The sequence below is a fragment of the Rhodococcus sp. IEGM 1302 genome, assembly GCF_030056935.1.
GTDB lineage: Bacteria > Actinomycetota > Actinomycetes > Mycobacteriales > Mycobacteriaceae > Rhodococcus_F > Rhodococcus_F qingshengii.
Genome location: NZ_JASHKY010000003.1, coordinates 78,040 through 95,335 on the forward strand (window position 1 = coordinate 78,040; position 17,296 = coordinate 95,335).

Annotated in this window: 18 protein-coding genes and 1 tRNA gene; 3 read left to right on the forward strand and 16 right to left on the reverse strand. The window is 59.4% G+C overall.

The window, feature by feature from the left end:
• Nucleotides 1–209: 209 nt before the first annotated feature.
• A complete protein-coding gene (locus QM609_RS07450) occupies nucleotides 210–401 on the reverse strand; it encodes a hypothetical protein (protein ID WP_039973327.1) in 192 nt (63 codons plus the stop codon).
• A 419-nt stretch (nucleotides 402–820) separates the two neighbouring features.
• Entirely contained in the window at nucleotides 821–979 is a 159-nt protein-coding gene (locus tag QM609_RS07455) for a hypothetical protein (protein WP_003945304.1), read from the reverse strand.
• A 300-nt stretch (nucleotides 980–1,279) separates the two neighbouring features.
• Here QM609_RS07455 and QM609_RS07460 point away from each other — a divergent pair, with 300 nt between their 5' ends.
• The gene (locus tag QM609_RS07460; RefSeq protein WP_283337220.1) at nucleotides 1,280–2,386 is read left to right on the forward strand and encodes a tyrosine-type recombinase/integrase; all 1,107 of its coding nucleotides are present in this window, start codon (nucleotides 1,280–1,282) and stop codon (nucleotides 2,384–2,386) included.
• 1,021 nt (nucleotides 2,387–3,407) lie between these two features.
• Here the strand turns inward: QM609_RS07460 and QM609_RS29255 are convergent.
• The 6 genes from QM609_RS29255 to QM609_RS07485 form a co-directional block, all read right to left on the reverse strand.
• A complete protein-coding gene (locus QM609_RS29255; protein ID WP_502942712.1) occupies nucleotides 3,408–3,818 on the reverse strand; it encodes an HNH endonuclease in 411 nt (136 codons plus the stop codon).
• 226 nt (nucleotides 3,819–4,044) lie between these two features.
• On the reverse strand, nucleotides 4,045–5,457 hold the full coding sequence (locus QM609_RS07465) for a phage major capsid protein (RefSeq protein ID WP_283337222.1): 1,413 nt from the start codon (nucleotides 5,455–5,457) through the stop codon (nucleotides 4,045–4,047).
• 11 nt (nucleotides 5,458–5,468) lie between these two features.
• Nucleotides 5,469–6,074 carry an HK97 family phage prohead protease gene (locus QM609_RS07470; protein WP_283337224.1) on the reverse strand — a complete coding sequence of 202 codons (606 nt, stop codon included), beginning with the start codon at nucleotides 6,072–6,074 and terminating at the stop codon, nucleotides 5,469–5,471.
• Nucleotides 6,075–6,306: 232 nt separating this feature from the next.
• Complete coding sequence (locus QM609_RS07475) at nucleotides 6,307–6,609, reverse strand: hypothetical protein (RefSeq protein ID WP_283337225.1); 303 nt, start codon at nucleotides 6,607–6,609, stop codon at nucleotides 6,307–6,309.
• Nucleotides 6,610–6,948: 339 nt separating this feature from the next.
• Complete coding sequence (locus QM609_RS07480) at nucleotides 6,949–7,173, reverse strand: MarR family transcriptional regulator (protein WP_147343766.1); 225 nt, start codon at nucleotides 7,171–7,173, stop codon at nucleotides 6,949–6,951.
• The gene (locus QM609_RS07485) at nucleotides 7,170–7,298 is read right to left on the reverse strand and encodes a hypothetical protein (RefSeq protein ID WP_283337228.1); all 129 of its coding nucleotides are present in this window, start codon (nucleotides 7,296–7,298) and stop codon (nucleotides 7,170–7,172) included. The genes QM609_RS07480 and QM609_RS07485 overlap by 4 nt, the downstream gene beginning before the upstream one ends.
• Nucleotides 7,299–7,542: 244 nt before the next feature.
• On the opposite strand from QM609_RS07485, the gene QM609_RS07490 reads away from it, so the two are divergent.
• Nucleotides 7,543–7,686: a hypothetical protein gene (locus tag QM609_RS07490; RefSeq protein ID WP_283337230.1), complete on the forward strand. Its 144-nt coding sequence runs from the start codon at nucleotides 7,543–7,545 to the stop codon at nucleotides 7,684–7,686.
• Between the two features lie 51 nt (nucleotides 7,687–7,737).
• Here QM609_RS07490 and QM609_RS07495 read toward each other — a convergent pair whose 3' ends face one another.
• From QM609_RS07495 to QM609_RS07530, 8 genes are all read right to left on the reverse strand, one after another.
• Nucleotides 7,738–8,163: a hypothetical protein gene (locus QM609_RS07495; protein ID WP_283337232.1), complete on the reverse strand. Its 426-nt coding sequence runs from the start codon at nucleotides 8,161–8,163 to the stop codon at nucleotides 7,738–7,740.
• Nucleotides 8,163–8,837: a hypothetical protein gene (locus tag QM609_RS07500; protein WP_283337234.1), complete on the reverse strand. Its 675-nt coding sequence runs from the start codon at nucleotides 8,835–8,837 to the stop codon at nucleotides 8,163–8,165. The genes QM609_RS07495 and QM609_RS07500 overlap by 1 nt, the downstream gene beginning before the upstream one ends.
• Complete coding sequence (locus QM609_RS07505; protein WP_283337236.1) at nucleotides 8,834–9,025, reverse strand: hypothetical protein; 192 nt, start codon at nucleotides 9,023–9,025, stop codon at nucleotides 8,834–8,836. The genes QM609_RS07500 and QM609_RS07505 overlap by 4 nt, the downstream gene beginning before the upstream one ends.
• Nucleotides 9,022–9,828: a hypothetical protein gene (locus QM609_RS07510; RefSeq protein ID WP_283337237.1), complete on the reverse strand. Its 807-nt coding sequence runs from the start codon at nucleotides 9,826–9,828 to the stop codon at nucleotides 9,022–9,024. The genes QM609_RS07505 and QM609_RS07510 overlap by 4 nt, the downstream gene beginning before the upstream one ends.
• Nucleotides 9,825–9,992, reverse strand: coding sequence for an excisionase family DNA-binding protein (locus QM609_RS07515; RefSeq protein ID WP_283337239.1), 168 nt, complete (start codon nucleotides 9,990–9,992; stop codon nucleotides 9,825–9,827). Before QM609_RS07515 ends, QM609_RS07510 begins: the two co-directional genes overlap by 4 nt.
• 327 nt (nucleotides 9,993–10,319) lie before the next feature.
• Nucleotides 10,320–11,198, reverse strand: a complete 879-nt coding sequence (locus tag QM609_RS07520) for a hypothetical protein (RefSeq protein WP_283337241.1) — start codon at nucleotides 11,196–11,198, stop codon at nucleotides 10,320–10,322.
• Between the two features lie 1,954 nt (nucleotides 11,199–13,152).
• Nucleotides 13,153–13,911, reverse strand: coding sequence for a hypothetical protein (locus QM609_RS07525; RefSeq protein ID WP_042923865.1), 759 nt, complete (start codon nucleotides 13,909–13,911; stop codon nucleotides 13,153–13,155).
• 927 nt (nucleotides 13,912–14,838) lie between these two features.
• A tRNA-Arg gene (locus tag QM609_RS07530) sits at nucleotides 14,839–14,911 on the reverse strand.
• A gap of 97 nt (nucleotides 14,912–15,008) precedes the next feature.
• On the opposite strand from QM609_RS07530, the gene QM609_RS07535 reads away from it, so the two are divergent.
• Nucleotides 15,009–17,144 (forward strand): bifunctional copper resistance protein CopD/cytochrome c oxidase assembly protein, encoded by a 2,136-nt coding sequence (locus QM609_RS07535; RefSeq protein WP_042446115.1) that lies wholly within the window; start codon nucleotides 15,009–15,011, stop codon nucleotides 17,142–17,144.
• The last annotated feature ends 152 nt before the right edge of the window (nucleotides 17,145–17,296 follow it).

Below are 17,296 nucleotides of genomic sequence, written 5' to 3' on the forward strand. Positions count from 1 at the left end.
TAGGAGGAGGGTGAATTAGGGGGTGAATTCAGTCGCGGGTCATCGAAACCCCTGTTCTGAAATGATCCAGAGATAGGGGTCACATTAGATTCGTTTTTCTTAGCAGATTGAATTCCGGCCTGAGTTAACTGTCGATAATGCTTCGGGGGCCGACATGGCATTTCGAGACAAAGAATCGCCCAGCTTTTCGTAGAAAGCCTTCGGTACGGTTACGTCAGTCCAGCTGATCGCGCGCCGCAGCGACTTTTGGCGACGCTCTTGTGCGCACGGATGAGGCACTGCCTGGGATGTGTGTGGATCTCGGAAAATGCCACGTCGGAGGCTTCTTCGAAGATCGCGAGACCCCACAGGTTCACGTCGTCCTCGCGCGCCTCGGCACGATGAACTGGCTTACTTTTCAAGCGCTTTCGATGCCTGGAGTCAAATGGTGACGGTCGTTGCGTAGTTGCTGACGGTGGAAGCGACCGGTTCGATCGGCGTGCAGTCGCCACATCCGAGCAACCGCACCGAGTGGCCGCGAGGTCCCTCATCCGGTACTTTTCGCAGCTCTCTGGACACTTCGCGAAATCGGACCTTCGAATCGAGTTCTCGCGCAACCATTCTGACGCAGCTTGTGTCAATGGCGCTACACCCGCGGCTGCCCGCAAGGTTTGACTGCCCCGGCTGCTGTGACGCCTTGGGATCCGGAGCGCAGAGATTCTGTGACAGTCGCGGCCGCTCCGCGCAGCGTGTTGCATGCGACTCAGCCGCCATTGGTGGACTCTTGCCTACCGACTCGTCGTCGTAGAACTTCGTGAGACGACCTTGTCGCAGGGAAGGGCTACAACGATTGGTCGGGCCCGGTCAACGACGCGGGACCGGTCGTCGGTTGGTGTGCGCCGGTGAACCGCTCGACGACGGATACCACGACGATCGCGAGTGCCAGGATTCCAACGGTCCGGGCGAGTGACTTCAGGGTCTTTGGAAGCGCCTTCTTCATACGAGGCAGATTACTGCGGACGGTACGCAATTTGTGGGCTAGGTTTCGGTCCGGATCGGATCGGTCTGGAGAGAGATCGCTTTATCCACGCAGCGTGACTATTCGTGATGCAAATCTTGTGGTGCCCCGGCAGGATTCGAACCTGATCACGCCACAGGGGATAGGTGCAGGTAGGCACGCCAAAAAGTCATTCTGACCAGCATGCAAAGCTCTCAGCCGATGTTGCAAGTAGGTACATAGGTATGCAGAGAACTACTCTCGTAAGGGAACGCAGACGGAACGATTCCAGGGGAGTGCAGCATGACGGTCAAGCGGCGTCGTAGCTGGGGAACGATCAAGAAACTGCCGAGCGGCAACCACCGTGCGAGCTATGTCGGCCCTGACGGGATCACCTACGCCGCGCCACAGACGTACAAAGCGAAGATCGACGCGGAGGGCTGGCTCGGCAACGTCAAACGCACCATTGACCTGGAGACCTGGACGCCGCCTGGTGCGGAGAAGTCGCGCGGTCTGAGCCTGGCAGCGTATTCCGCGATCTGGCTCTCTCATCGCACGCTCAAGCCGCGCACCCGCTCCCTCTACGACGATCTGCTGCGCCTGCACATCAATCCGAAGCTCGGGGATCTGAAGGTGTCGGCAGTCTCTCCTGCTGCTGTTCGGGTCTGGTATGCCGAGCTGGCGACCGGACCGACTCGCAAGGCTCATGCCTACGCACTACTGCACGCGATCATGGCGACGGCTGTCTCGGACGAGGTGATCGACGCCAACCCTTGCCGTATCCGTTCGGCAATGCAGACCAAGAGGAAGCGCGACATCGGTCTACTGACGCCACAGGAGTTGTCTCGGCTCGCGGGGGAGATGCCCGAAGCGTTGGCCGTCGCGGTGCTGCTGCTCGGGTGGTGCGGTCTACGGTCTGGTGAGCTGAAGGAGCTTCGGCGCAAGGATGTCGGCAAGGATGCGGCGACGTTGCGTGTCGAGCGGGCCGTGACGTATCGGTCCGGCGTTACCACTGTGGATACGCCGAAGACTGCTGCCGGTGTCCGTACCGTCGCGGTGCCTCCACATATCCGTAGCGCGATCACAGTGCACCTGGACCGGATTCCGAAGCATCCCGACGCCCTTCTCTTCGCTGCCGACGATGGCGGGCACATCACCGATTGGGAGTTCCGCAAGCCGTTCAAGAAAGCCGCTGCCGCGATCGGTAAGCCGGATCTGCGCGTGCACGATCTTCGCCACGTCGGCGCGGTGCTGGCCGCTCAAGCCGGTGCCACCACCGCCGAACTGATGTTGCGTATCGGGCACACGACTCCGGCGATGGCTATGAGATATCAATCGGTAGCGGCTGGACGTGATGCCGAATTAGCAGAGAAGTTATCGAAGATGATGGCGGAAGATAATTCAAAATAATAGGGCTCGGCCACAGAAAGAATAGGTGGGGTAGGTGCTTACTGTGGTGATCGGAGCTTTATCGGACGGCATTAGCGCTTGGCTGTCGGCCATTCTTCGATCCATTCTTTTGCCATTGTTTGGTGCCCAGGAATGGCGCTCGGCGGTGCCGGTTCTCGTCGTCTCATGGCGGATTCTCTTTTGGACCCCGTTTCGGGCCACGTACATGCCGCCAATAATGCTTTGAACTGCGGTTATGCAAAGTAGTTGAAGAAAAAATCATAGAGGGAGAAGCGATCGGAGGCAGGGTCAGGGAGTGCCTGACAGCACTACGCAAATAGATGACCCCCCTACCCTCGGCCCATGGGGCACCATTCCCTTGAGTACGCTCCTACCTATGTGACAAATAGAAAGAATGGTATTAGCGTCGTAGATATCGAAAGGAATGAATCCCTTTAGTGCGGTGTTCTCTTTGATATCTATTCACCAACTGGAAGGGGTGAATACAATGACTACACAAGCGGTAGGCGATTGGACTGCATTAGTCCGGCAGGAGCTACCAAGCGGTGCCACAGTGAGGAGGGTGGGTTGGGCAGCGTTGCGTGCATGCGTTGGTCTGCTGGTCGTGTCCTTCGCGGTCGCTGCTGCACTGCTGCTGGCTCTGCTCGTCGTCGTCGGCAGCATCGTGCGCAATGGACCAGCGATCGTGGGCAATGGTGTGCAGTGTGACGTGAGGAAGCTTCGAACGAGAGACATGAGTTGCAGTCATGCATGGTCAGCGTTGGGCAACGTGCTGATGGCAGTGCATCGTTGGGTGGTAGGTAGCAGCAAGGCATAGCATGCAGTGTCATGGTGTGCAGTGTGGTTGTGGTGCAAAGGCTGAGATTTACTGAGACGTAAGGGATCTGAACTAGGCAAGGGCACAAGGCATGCAGTGTGGTAGGCATGCAACATGGTAGGTGTCACATGCAGTGCAGTGTCAGTCAGTGTGAAGCAATGTTGTGTTGATCAATGAGTGTGATGGTGTGAGATGCAGTGTGGCTTACCAGATCTGGCTACCAGTCACGTCGTCGGGTCCAACAGGTTCGATCGTGATGGGCTGTGGTGCGGCCTGCCTAGGCTTCGGTGTTGTGCCTGGTGCACGTCGTGCTCGGCGTCGGAACGGCGCTTGATACGGCGCGGATACGGTGCCAGCCAGGTTGCGACCCTCCCTCTTCCCTGAGTTGCATTTACCGTGTGCGGGAGCGGTGTTGGCTAGATCGAACAAAGCACCACCACGACTGACCGGCACGATGTGGTCTATTGAAAGCCCGAACCTGGTGCGACCACTGACGTTTGGATCAATTCGCTCGTTGCAAAGATGACACGTCCAGCCGCCCGGAGGAGTGTTGTCCTTGTACCACTTGCGTATGGCGACCCAACGTGCATCCTTCAACCACCACGAGTCCGACATGATATTCCTAGCCTTCCAACAGGTTTCAATATGTGTATCAGGGTTTGTAGTAAGACCCTATAGGTTTCAATACACCAAAGGCTCTGTCTCCCATAGTGAAAGAGACAGAGCCTTTGGCGGGTAGATGATGCCGCGTCCGATATGGGGACCGCCACTACCTAACCGGGCCGATCAAACTGGTGAACTCCGTGCGAGGAAGTCCAGATGACCGACCCGGTAGCTTTCATCAGGCCGTGGTGTTGATGCGGAGCAACTTGAACGCTGCCGGATTCACCACGTCACTGCCGATGCGCCGATGCAGGAGCAATCCGCGCTGTCCCGTTGGTCGGCGGTTCGGGCCGAATACCTGAGGGACGAGTTCGACTGTGCTGCCGAGCTTGTCAACGATCACAAAGTTCCCGAAGTCCCCGTAGATCGCGACGTAATTACTCTCGGTAGCGGCCGGATTCAGTGTCCCGTCGATGTTGCTGACCTCGTGCAGTGGCCGCCCCAACAGTGTCGCCGGAACATTCTGAGCCGAAGGAAACTTCAAAGCCCCTGAGCCCGTTTCGAATTGCCGAATCGTGTTGATAGTCGCCAGGTTCGCTGCAAACGATGCATTCGGCTGGAATCGCGGCCCCAGGGCATTCTGGAGGTTGTAGAGGTCCGCTGCCGCAAGAGCTTCGGTGCCGCTGCCCGGTACGATGACGCTGCCGCCCGCTGCGACCAAGGATGTCACGATTCCGGTCGGCTGAGTCGTTCCGTTGCCGTTCACCAGTGCCGCGTTTTCGAGTTCGAGTGCGCCGTCTGCCAGGAGCCGCTGGAGTTCACTGAGCAATCCCAACGCGTCTTCCTCGGCTTCGAACGAAAACTCGATCCACGCACTGGATTTGAATAGCGGGACAGGCTCTGGCGCAAAGGACGGACTTGCGTCGGCTGCCTCGGCGGTCTCTGCAAGCCATTCTGCCGTGACACCAGCCGAGCTGACCCCGTTCCACTGATTGCTCGAAGTCGTGACCACCCTGGAGATTTCACGCAACGGCGAAACACTCCCTGCGCTGGTCAAGATCACTGCCGGGTCCAGATCCCAAGGGACGAGGTGCTTTCCGGTTCCGCTGCTGCCGGAGATGATCGAACGCACCGACTCTGCATTGCGGTAAGCCTCGGATTCCTGCGGGGTCCACAGGAGATGCCCGCGCTCGGGGTTCACGACCAGCTTCGCGAACGCACTGCGGTAAGCATCACTGCCCGTAGTCGCTGCGAGTCGTGCGGCGATACTCTCACTGCCGATCAGCTTCTCGGACAGTGCTGCAGCGGCGTCGGTGAGCCTGCCTGCCTTGTGCGAGCGTTCGACGTTGGACAGCGCTGCATCCCTCGTCGGGTCAGTGTCCTTTCGCTTCGGACCGTCGAACGATGCACCCGCTTCGATGTGCCCGCCAGCGTCGGCAAGGCTCAACATACGTGCACGGGACTCGCTGCGGATCTTGAAGTACTCCAGCGTATCTGCCAGCTCTTCGAAGCGGTCAGCATCGGCCCCCTGCAATTCGGAACGCTCAGCCAGCTCGTGCGCCTCGGCGCGGATCTTCTGAGCCTCGGCGGCAACCTGAGCCTCCGGGAGGCCGTGGTACTTCGCCCAGCGTGGATCTTTGATGTCAATCATTGGTCTATTCCCTAAAGTTCGATGAGTCGAAGCCGCCGTGCGGCCTGGCTCGAAGTGATGGTGGTGGTGTCTCTCACGCCAACCGATGTGCCCGCGTATGCCGGTGAGACAACGGGACCGGCCTCGCTGAGCGCAACCTCGCGGATAGTGCGCGCCACAGGGTTGCCTCGGTACATTTCATCCTCGGCCTGGTTGGCGTCGAGCTTGCGGCCCTTCGAATCCGTCCAGGTGTCTTGAATGACCCTGAACCGGAACGACATACCTGTCAGCGCGCCTGATGCGATCGCCTGCCGAATCGGCAAGACCAGATCGTTGTCATGCAAGCGGCCAGCAACGAATAGTCCGTGGGTGTCCTCGCGGAGTTCGGTGTAAACGCCGATGGGAACGGTGCCTGTGCGAGGGTCGTGGCCGTGGTCGAACTGCATGACCGGGGTGCGCTCGGAGAGTGTTTTCTTGAATGCACCTGGCGCAATGCGCTCGGTAAAAGTGCCTTCCCACGACGATATCTCGGTGTCCTGGTTGAACACTGCGGCATAGCCGGAGAGAGTGAGACCGTCGCCGGGATCTGCATCGCTGCGGAACTCGACGGCCCTGGTGATGAGAGATTTGGTGCGCATTTCGGTGATTCCTTCGAACGAAGTGGATACGACAAAACAGGCTGTACCTGCTTGGACCCGGCTTTCCGTTCGATCAAGTGATGCGCGCTTGGGCACCGGCTTGTCTCTCCGAAACTATCTGGGGTGAGTGATTTCTCGGCTCACAGGTCCAAGTGTAGTGGAAGTTCTGGGATAGTGCGGGAGAAGTGGCCCCCTCGGCAGTGCGGGCTGCGTTGGGGGCCACAGGGATCGGCTAGTCGGTGAGCTGGCTGGGGTCCAACTCGTCAACAACGATCCACTCGGGATGAAAGCTGTCGTCGTCAGGGTCGGTGAGCCAGGAGCGGTCTGCGATCGCAATGACTTCGCCGGTCGCTTCGAGGATGAACGACACCTCGTCTCCGTTGGTGTGGCACATGATTCCCGGCTTGAACGCTGCGAGTACCTTGTCGGCAACGCTTAGCCGTTCGTAGGCAAGTGCAAGTAGTTTCTTCACCTTGTCGCTAGTGGTGTGGATAGGGTCGATTCCGAAGTCGTAGTTTGGATCGTCGGGTGTCATTGTCCTGCCTTCTCTTTCACTGGAAGTAGTAGTTTTCGTTCAATCGGTAGACCTGTGCGGCTGGCTTTCCTTCCAGCTCGTAGGTAATTCGTCCCTCGTAGAACAATTTCTCTACGGCTGTGATCACGTTTTGCAGACTTACCCTCACTCGGTCCGTAGTGAGGTGCTCGTGAATCTCTCCGCGTGTGAGTCCAGGGTGCCTGCGCAGTGTTTCGGTAATCGCGTAGTCCAACTTCCGGCCTCGCGCTTGTTGTTTGGTCCTGCGCTTCGCATGCTTGCGGTGCGTCTGCGGAGTCAGGTCCAGGTTCACGGTCGGGCCGTACGGTCTGCGCGCTACCGTCATAACCAGACCGATTCCGTAGTACGCCAGCGACTCGCGAACCCTCGGCGGCTGTCCGGGACTCGGGCCACCAGTTCCGCTGCCTCACTTGCCGCCAGGGCGTCGAGAACGATCGGCAAGGGTAGTTGAGTCCGGTCGGCCAGTTCGGAAGCTGTGAGGGCACCAGGCGCGGCTTTGAGTGCAACGATCACGCGGAGCGCTTCGGCCACAGGGGATCTGGTCATAGCGTGCACATCACATCGGCTTCGACTTCGCCGGTCTCAGGGTTCACGTATTCGCCCGGTTCGTACCAGGTGACCCCGTCGATCTTGTAGTTCGGGACGAACCAGGTAGTAGTGTTCTCGGTCATTGCCTTCTCCTTCATTCGATGTCCTGCAACCGATTTCGGCCACTGGGAGGAGAACAAGCGCTGTTGAGTCGTCGGTGAGATCCCAAGGGATGCAACCGTTTATCTTGGGCGAGCGAAGCGAGCTGCAGTTGGCGGCGAAGCCGCTGCCCTGTGGAATCGCACTTGGTCGATCGTTCGCTAACCGGTATAGTTATTCGTGTTGCCGGGAGACCCGCCCCAGGCATTCTTCGAAAGGTTGTTCGACATGACTGCTGCCGCAATCGACACCCACGAACTCACCGTCGTCGCCTGGACGGTTCCCGAACATCCGCTGCCGGGTGTCACCTGGTATCAGCCAGGTGAGAGGTTCAACCCCGACAACGGAAATCCGGTCCTCTTCACGATGTAAAGCGAAACTAGGCTCTCAGTTGACCGCTGAGGGCCTTTTTCGTGCCCATCCTCACTCGGAGATCTGGGAGGCATTTTCGAGCGTCTCCGCGAAGCTCAGGACGCCCTCCAGCCATTCTTTGCCGCGACAGACGATCCGCTGGACGGCTTCGATTCCCACAGGGAGTGCCTGCCAACCTCTGCCGTCGAAGTCGCTGGTGACGAGCAACCACAATCCGATCGACTGCTGCTGCGGCGTGCCGGAAGGCGTGAAGGGCTTGCTGACGTAGGCGTCGACGCGAGGGACGTACTCCACGAACCCCGGCATCGGTTCGTCGCCGAACTCCTCGGTCAGCCAGCGTCGAACAAATTCCATCGCGTTGCTCAGATGAACTACGTTGCCACCGAGACCGACCAACTTGTACTTGACGAACCATCTTCCGGCATCGTAGATCGGCCCGTAGTTCGTGAAGTCTTGTTCGAACCGAAATTTGATCATCAGAACTCGAACCTTTCACGACCGTCGGCGGTTCTCGTCGCCACAGGAGTGCTCGGGCTTCGCTTTTCGCTTTCCGGAGGCGCAGCGACCGGAGCGTCAGCGGAGGGCGGCGGAGCCGGAGGTTTCTTCTCTACTTCGCTTCTCACTCCACTCTCGCTTCGCTTCGTTTCGTGACGCTTCGTATCGTGCAACGTCACATCGCTAATCACATCTGTGGTCACGTGACCAGGGTCGTGACGCGTCACATTCTGTAGTGACCAGCACCGCTTCGGATCGCATTTGCTATGGTCACCGGCCTTGTGGCGTCGATTCCGCTCGGTGGTGATTGCGGAATTTTTGGCGCGCGTTTGAACTTCTTCTGCCGACAACTGTTCGTCCAGGAAATCGACAATCCGCCATCGTTTCGACTGACATCTGACCGACTTTTGACCATCATTTTGACTGACATCTGACCAAAGTCCGGCTGCGACAAAGGCCTGCGCGATCATCGCGGGTTTGCTTGCATCGGTGAACAATCGGAGATCGCTGTATTCGATCACGCCATCGGTGCCGTACTCGTTGGCGTGAGCCAGAGCCTCGAAGTACATGAGCCGCTGCGACCGTGGGAGCTTTGTCAGTCGCGGGTCGCGGATCGTCTTCAGCTCGTACTTGGTCCACATCCTCTTCTGACTCATGATTCCTCTTTCTCCTTCCTGGCTTTCTTGTGAGCTTCGTAGTGCTTTCTGCAGAGTCCGCGCGCATGGATCTTGTAGTGACAACCCTGAGCGTCCGCGCAGTGCGGAGCGTCCTTGGCAGGCTCGTCTACGGGGTAGGTGAACTCGTCGGCGTAGTGAGTGCCGTTGTACTGGCCGATGCTCTTCATTCGCCTGCCCAGACCTTCAGTTGTTCGCGGAGCTGCTGAACCTTGTCGAGGTGACGGTCGAGGTACTTGAGCGCCTCGGCGGCAAGGGCGGGCGTCGGCGGCGTGCTGTCGTAGTCGGGAACATCGGCCCCGTCGTATATTCCGTCGATTTCGTAGTCGAGGGTGTTCATGTCCGCAATGGCTTCGGTGACCGACGACGTGTAGCCAGACCCTAAGCGCTTGGCAGACAGTCCCATTGCGTCGAGGCATTGCGGGCAGTAGATCTCGGCAATGTGCTTCGCCATCCCTGATGTTGTCTCGACTTTGCATCGCGTGCAGGGCAACGGCATCGGGCCGGTGTAGAAGTCGGGCTTCGTCGGCACCTTGTCGAGGGGTATCGGCTCGGGCTTCGGCTTCGGGGTGTATGTCTTGCCGTCCGCGCCTTTGGCAGGTGTCGCATTTGCGACAGGTGATTTCTTCAGCTCGCGCGCAACCGTGTCCTTACCGACCTTCAGTGCGGCGGCGATGGTGCGCGTACTCATTCCGGCCTCGCTCATCGCCGAAACTGCGAGCTGCCGGTCGGCACCCTTCACGCCCGCGAGCACGCCACCGATGTTCTGGTCGAGGTACTGCTGCCAGCCGTCCTGGCTCTGATCGAACCCCATCGCGACGTGCATGTCAGTCCGGTACGCGTAGACCACGAGGTCGAGGAGCTCATTGCAAGAGTCGGTGTAGCGCTTCGCGGCCGGAATTAGCTTCTCATCTGTGAACCGCTTGGCGTCGAGAACATCGTCATCGGTGACCAAGCTCAGCGCGGCGCTCATGGCTTCACCTGGACGGGAACCAGGAGGGCTTCGACCTCGGCGGCGTCGATGCGGAGGAGGTGTCCACCGACGCGGAATCCGGTCAGTCGGCCATCCGCGAGCATGCGGCGAATAGTGATGGGGTGCACCGCAAGTCGCTTGGCGGCGTCTACAACGCTGATCAACTTAGTTGGCGTACTTGGCATTTCGGGCCGTCCTATCCACAGAGATATCCTGTGGACGGCTCCCGATCAGTGACTCTCAGCTCCAGTCAGACCGGCGATGTCCTTCGCGCCTCGTTGCTCAGTTGGATCTACGTTTCCCAATCGCGGCGTCCGCTGAGTGGACTTGATTGGCTACATCAGTGAACATACATGCCCCCGGAGGAACTGTCGCATACACCTAAAGTCAGGTTGAGGTTTTGCGGATCTTTCGAGGGGGCGGTAGTCCGGTCAAACACCACCGCCCCGGTCCTCGTGTGAGGCCAGGGCGGCGGTGTATGGGCATGTGGGCTAGACGTGAGCGAGTTCGCGGTAGCGTTGCGTTGCTGCCTCTAGTAGGTCCATTGCGATTAGAATGCCCTGGTCCAAAAGCCACGCCGGTGGATTCCAGCTTGTTCGCACTCCGGTGATCGGATTCGTTTCAACTCGCGCCGATAGATTCGCCGCCCATGCTTGACCATGTGCGTGGGCGCTGAGTGTGCGCCACTTTTGACGAATCTCGACCACCGGGCCGAAATCCTCATAGTGAGGTTTCGTCGGCGATACAAGTTCGGCTGCTTCTTCAATAAGGACATTGTCTCGAGGCTGCCTCGTGATGGCGGTCGGCTCAAGTTTCAAGCGAGCAACATCTGACTCGATCTGTTGAAGGGTCTCATTCATTCTCTGCACTGCTTTCTTTGCTCCCTCCGTCCGCGTGTTGTAAGCCTCGTTTTCGGGTGTTTTTGGCCGATCTGGTCCGATCATCTCTTCTGCGGCAACCTTCTCGTTCCGGGCTTGCTGCCTGTTGAGATTCAGCGCACGCTCAAGTCGGGTTGCTTTCTCAGGGGCGACCAGCCATGCCGCGACTGCCGCCGCCGTAATTGCAGATCGGACGACTGTGAAAGTGGCAAACGCCGTCAGGCGCTTCTCGGCCAGCACGAACGATGCGGTCAAATGCAAATGGTCGAGCGCGACCATTGCCGCCTCTGCCGCCAATACGCTGGTTGATCGAACCGTAAGGGAATCTTCTTCGTCTGCAAGTTCGCTTCCGGGTGCGGGAGTGGAATTGTCACACCAGAAATCCGCATATCCCCTGCATGCCTCCAGCAAGTGCTCCATATGTTCTCGTGTTGACTCAGTGATCTCGTGAAGCGGATCAATCGTTGCTCCAACGTCCTCTATGTCGGTCATCGCGCAAGGATAAGTGCAGCTTCCGGGCATTCCGTGATGGTCCCGCTTTTTTCTTTGCATCCACGCCGCGACCGAGTTGTCGTGGGGCAGTGGTGGCCCGACATGGCTAAAACACCACCGCCCCGGCCTCATTCGAGGTTCGGGGCGGCGGTGTCTATGCAGGTGGTCTAGGCAACGGTAAGGGAACGGAACCTCCCGAAACATGCTCTGACCTGGTGCCCCCGGCAGGATTCGAACCTGCGGCCACACAACTAAGTGCACCACAGCACCGACAAGACACCTCTCGCGAACTGGCGGGCTGTGGTGCAGCGGGCGCCGCAATCTAGACCGATTTCGACCGTGCAGTGTGCCATGACTGGCGACATGTCGGAGAGTCGCGGTGACGCAAGATTCTCCTACGTGGGATTCTGTGCGAAATCCCCAACCAAATGGCTAGGGCCCGCGTCCGACGAAGGATATGGCTGAGGCTTACTCTTCACTCGGCGGTGCTCCGCGATGGACCAACACGCGAGCACTGCCGAGGTCGCGAAAAGGATTGGGCGGTTGTAGCCCCAGGGTGAAAATACTACATCCCAAAGGCCTTGTATCGACACGAGGATCACCAACGCGGCGTATTGCCCTCGCGCTCGGATGGCTGCAGCGGAAAATAGGAAGATTAGCAAGGCAGGGAATCCGGCGGCCAAGATTCCACCAGCGGCCCACGATTCGAAGAATACCGAATGCAGGGAGACTTGCCCCCCGTCTCGAATCCAGATCTTTCGGTACGAGTCGGGGTTTGCCATTCCGAGGTCTTTGGCGATTTGGACGCCCGACGCTTCGGTGGCGCGGTCAATCTTGTTCAGATTGCCCCACCCTATTAGCGGCTTCTCTGAGATGGCCGCGATTGAGAATGGGGGCTCGACCCGGCCTGCGAGAAAGGATGGCGCGTCGGAAACTTGTTCCTGAGCAATGGTCCGAGCCTGTACGTCAGCTCCGAAAGTGCCAGACGAAATAGCATTCGGCAGGAGCACCGCCAAAGCATAGATGCCGACTAGTGCGACCCCAATCTTAGCCCATCTGGGACGGCTTGATGGACCCTTCGCTATCAGCATGACCACAGAAATCAGGCAGACGAGTGCGTGGGACCGGAACCCTAGAGACATGCTGGTGACGCCCAGGGTTGCGAGCAGTACAACTGACACCCATGTTTTACCAGTCGACACGGCCATGTAAATCAGAATTATCGTCACGGGTGTGGCGATCCCGTACTTCCACAAGTGTTCAAATGAGTCTGATGTATTGCTAGTGCCGATCAAGATGAAAAACAAGGCATGGCCAGCAGCGGTCCAAGCGATCAATTGCCCTGCATCTCGTTCGCCAGCCGTCAACTTAACCGCCGATGATGCGAACAGTGCCGCAGCGAGAAGCGATACGACCGCTGTCACGGGAAGCGGCACTCCTTGAAGGAAAGCGCTGACGGCGATCATAGATGCAGCCCCGATGGCCGCCCCAATGAGCGCCTTACTCCATCGGGGCCATCCATTCAGGGGCTTTATCGGAATCAGAAATATTCCAGGTACTGATGCTGCGCAGAACGCGGAGCGAAACCACGGCATAGGCACGGCGGCAAGCAATCCGAAAACTCGTCGGTAATTGTCATATGTCGTCGACTTGGTTCGTGGCACCCTTCCGAATGCCCATGGCATGACGCTCGCAGTGACTGCCGAAATGGCCGTTCCGATGAAGATGGCGAGGATCGCGGTGTCTACTGTTTCAGGTTCAAGCATCGACACGGTCCTGCGCAAGGTGAGCCATCGTTTCATTGTCCGGTAAACCGGTGTGTTGGCCTATGGATTTTGGTGCGCGGATTGTGCGACGAAAGTCCTGTCTTTCCTTGCGATGTCTCGATAGGGAAGCCCCCCAACCTCGCAATGAGGGTGGGGGGCTTTCGTCATCCGCAGTAGAACTGTTGCTGCTAGCTGCCGAAGATGTCGCCGAGTGAACCGAGCGAACCGGTGCCTGTCTCGGGCTTCGGATCCTTCTTGGCGAAGTTGGTGGTGCAGCCGTTGAACTTCACCGCGTCGACGAAGACGCTCGAGGCCGCCGAGCCGGTGCCGACGCTCACACCGTAGTGCTCGACCTTCGCGCCGGGGTTGGCTGCCACGATGGCATCGAGTGAGGTGGGCTCGCCCTTTACTGCACCGCCGATGGTACGGGTGCTCCACCAGAGTCCGTCCTGGATGTTCTCGTGCTTGACCGCAACGTCCGTGACAGGTGCGTCGTTCTGGCTCGGCACCCACACCAGAGTGGTGAAACCGTTGTCTTTCGGATTCGTGGTACCGGTCAAACGCAGCTGGAACGCGGCGCTGGTGGTTACGGCGCGCTCGGAGAACCCGATTTCCTTGGCAGCCGCGTCGGCGAGCTTGATGCTTCCAGCCGCGTGGTACGACACCGAGCGGTCGTTGACGTCGGTGACTTCGAGTTTGAGTGAGCCGTCCTTGTCGAAGACATTATCGGCCGCGTAGGAGGCGATCTGGTCCTTCTCGTCGGTGAACGGGATTCCCCAGCCGTTCGCGGTGGTTTCGGTAGACGTTGTGGAGCAGGTGAAGCCCGCTTCCGGCTCTGCGGAACCGAGTGAACCAGTGGGTGCTGCGCCCGCGAAAGCCGGTGCAATCAATGCAGCGGAGCCGACAAGTGCGGCAACGATTCCGGCGCGGCGGGTGGCTTTAGACATGCGTGATGAACCTCTCGGAGGGTAAAACGGGGGTGAAGGTCTGTAAAAATTAGCACAGACTGTCCGGTTTGTGAATGTTGAGGATGGGGAACGATTGCCCAAGGTTGTCCAAGGAAAAAGGCTGGCAAGTAACGTATTTCGGTTTCCCGCGCGAATTACGATCAAGGTTTGTGTGAATCGGCACTTGTGATTTCTCAGCGAGTGAGAACGAGCTGCCTTGTGGCTGCCCCTTGTAGTGGGGTCGCCTGCCGGGGTGGCCCCCGCGTGCACTCCGGCAGGTCGGCGCACCTGAGCTGTCGGGAACACGTGCACCCAGGATGACCCACTGGGCGACCGGCCAGGTCGAGGCCGGTGGATCAATGCAGGGCGAAATGACGAATCGCGACGTGCGTTTGATCGGCCACCGCAGCGTCCGACTCAACGAAAGTAATTCGCGATCTACCGATTAGCGTGCGGATCGTACAGAGTTCCACCATTCGAACGAACGCTGCGCCCAAACTTCAGGGGAGGGTCGGGTGCCGCGCTTGACACCACGGGGGTTCCTGTTCGGCGCCCACGCGAGTACGACACTCTTGCGCCAGACGTGCTGGCGCCCGAGCTTGAATCTGAGAGGCCCATTACTGATGTGGGCCCAAATAGCCTGGTTCCCTTTGGAGTTCCGGGTGTGACAGAAGCATTGCAGGGCTTTCCAGAACTCGTCTTCCGTACCAATTCGCTCCGCCGCTGGACAGCAAGATTGTCGATGACAAGCCGGGATTCGGCGCCCAACTTATGGTGTGTCCACTGGACTCACCTGAGAACCGCACAACAACACTTACTCAACACTTTGGTCGGGATTGAGTGGGATAACGCAGGAATGCCGCGTCGGTCATGGCTTCGTACGTGCAGGTGTAGAGGGTATTCGTTCCTGGGAAAACGATACAAAAGTGCCCCCGGCAGGATTCGAACCTGCGACCAAGAGATTAGAAGGCTCTTGCTCTATCCCCTGAGCTACGGAGGCGCGTGGAACATCATACTCGAGGGTTCGGGATGTGACGCGCGCCGCCCAACTCCGACGCGTTGTCGTAGTCGGTTCGCGAAGGTCCTACCCTTGACGTATGGCTACACCCGACCTCGCGCCGACAGATTCCCCACCGGAGTCCACACAGCACAGCGGTGCACCCGCTTCTTCGACCGCGATATTCGTGGTCAGCGGACTCATCGCAGGGCTCACTGCAGCCATCGTGGTGGGATTCTCCGCGTCGCAGGCACTGACTCTTCTGGGTATTCCGGATCCAGGCCCGATCACCACGTACGGCCTGCCCGCGATGCGGGCACTGGGGGAGATCGCCGCGGTCATCGCGATCGGGTCACTGCTGCTGGCCGCGTTCTTCGTGCCGCCGCAGAAGTCGGGCGTCCTCGACGTCGACGGCTATCGGGCAGTCCGAACTGCATCGCACGCCGCGATCGTGTGGGCGATCTGTTCGTTCATGATGGTGCCTCTGACGCTCTCTGACACGTCGGGTCAGCCGTTTGCCGAAGCGATCAAACCGGCGAACCTGTGGTCGGGACTCGATCAGGTCGAGATCGCCGGCGCTTGGCGTTGGACGGCGATCATCGCGGTTGTTCTGGCGATCCTGGCCCGACTGACACTGCGCTGGTGGTGGACCCCGCTACTGCTGCTGGTCGGTCTTCTCGGACTGATGCCGCTCGCTCTCACCGGTCACTCGTCTTCGGGCGGGTCGCATGACATCGCTACCAACAGCCTGATCCTGCACCTCGTGGCGGCTTCGCTCTGGGCCGGCGGCTTGTTCGCGCTACTGGCACACGCGCGGCGCGGCGGCGATTACACCGACGTAGCAGCCCGACGCTTTTCGACGGTCGCATCCATCTGCTTCGTCGTCATGGGATTCAGCGGCGTCATCAATGCGATTGTCCGTCTGCCTCTCGACGACGTATTCACCACGACGTATGGACGATTGATCGTCGCGAAAACCGTTGCACTGATCATCCTCGGGTTCTTCGGTTGGGCTCAGCGGAGTCGGGCGCTACCGGCGCTGGCGGAGAACCCCAAGAGTCGCTCTGCCCTGATTCGATTTGCCGGCGCTGAAGGCATCGTGATGGCGGCAACCATCGGTCTCGCGATCGGCCTCGGTCGTACCCCGCCGCCCCCGCCGCTGTCGATTCCCTCGATCCCCGAGGTCGAACTCGGTTACAACCTTCCGGACCCGCCGTCGTTCATGGCCTTCGTGACGGACTGGCGATTCGACCTTATGTTCGGCACCGCCGCGATCGCCGCGGCGATTCTGTACGGAATCGGCCTGCGCAAGCTGGCCAAGCGTGGGGATTCCTGGCCTGTCGGCCGAACCATCGCCTGGATGAGCGGTTGTGCGGTGCTCTTGATCGCCACGTCTTCGGGCGTCGGCAAGTACGCGCCGGCAGTATTCAGCGTTCACATGGGTGCGCACATGGCGCTGTCGATGTTGGGCCCAGTCCTGCTGGTTCTGGGTGCGCCGATCACTTTGGCTCTGCGGGCCCTGGATCCGGCAGGCAAGGACGGCGTGCCCGGCATTCGCGAGTGGATTCTGACCGCTCTGCACAGCCCGTTCTCGCGATTCATCACCCACCCGATCGTGGCGGCAGTTCTCTTCGTCGGCGGTTTCTACGCGCTGTATCTCGGCGGAATCTACGGTGCGACGGTCGACTCGCACAGCGCTCACCTGCTGATGAACCTGCACTTCATCCTCAGCGGCTATCTCTTCTATTGGGTGGCGATCGGAATCGACCCGTCACCACGTCAATTGCAGCCAGTGACCAAGCTGGCAATGGTCTTCGGCTCACTTCCGTTCCACGCCTTCTTCGGCGTGGCATTGATGAGCACCACCGCCGTCATGGGCGGCGCGTACTTCCGTTCGCTCGGCCTCGGCTGGAACAACGACCTGATCGGCGATCAGCAGCTGGGCGGCAGCATCGCGTGGGCGACCGGCGAGATCCCGCTCATGGTGGTCATGCTCGCGCTACTGGTTCAGTGGTCGCGCAGCGATGGCAGGACAGCGCGCCGAACCGACCGTGCGGCCGAGCGCGACCACGACGCCGACCTCGCCGCGCACAACGCGATGTTCGCCGAATTGGCCAGGCGGGACCGCGAAGGGTGGAAACCCCGTGAGGCTGCTGACGCGGAGACCGCAAGCGAGGACTCTGCGGACGAGACACCCAGCGAGAAGAAATCCGACGAATCCTCCACTAGCACCTAGCTCCGACACTGCCCGGGCCGTTTGGCTCGGGCAGTGCTGTTTCTCCACAGCTGTCCCGCCGATGCACAGGTGGAAATCGAAATCCCGAGCCAGGCGTTTGCCGTTCCACAATCGAAACTGCCGACGCAGTGATCGGCCCCGCGGCAGTTGGC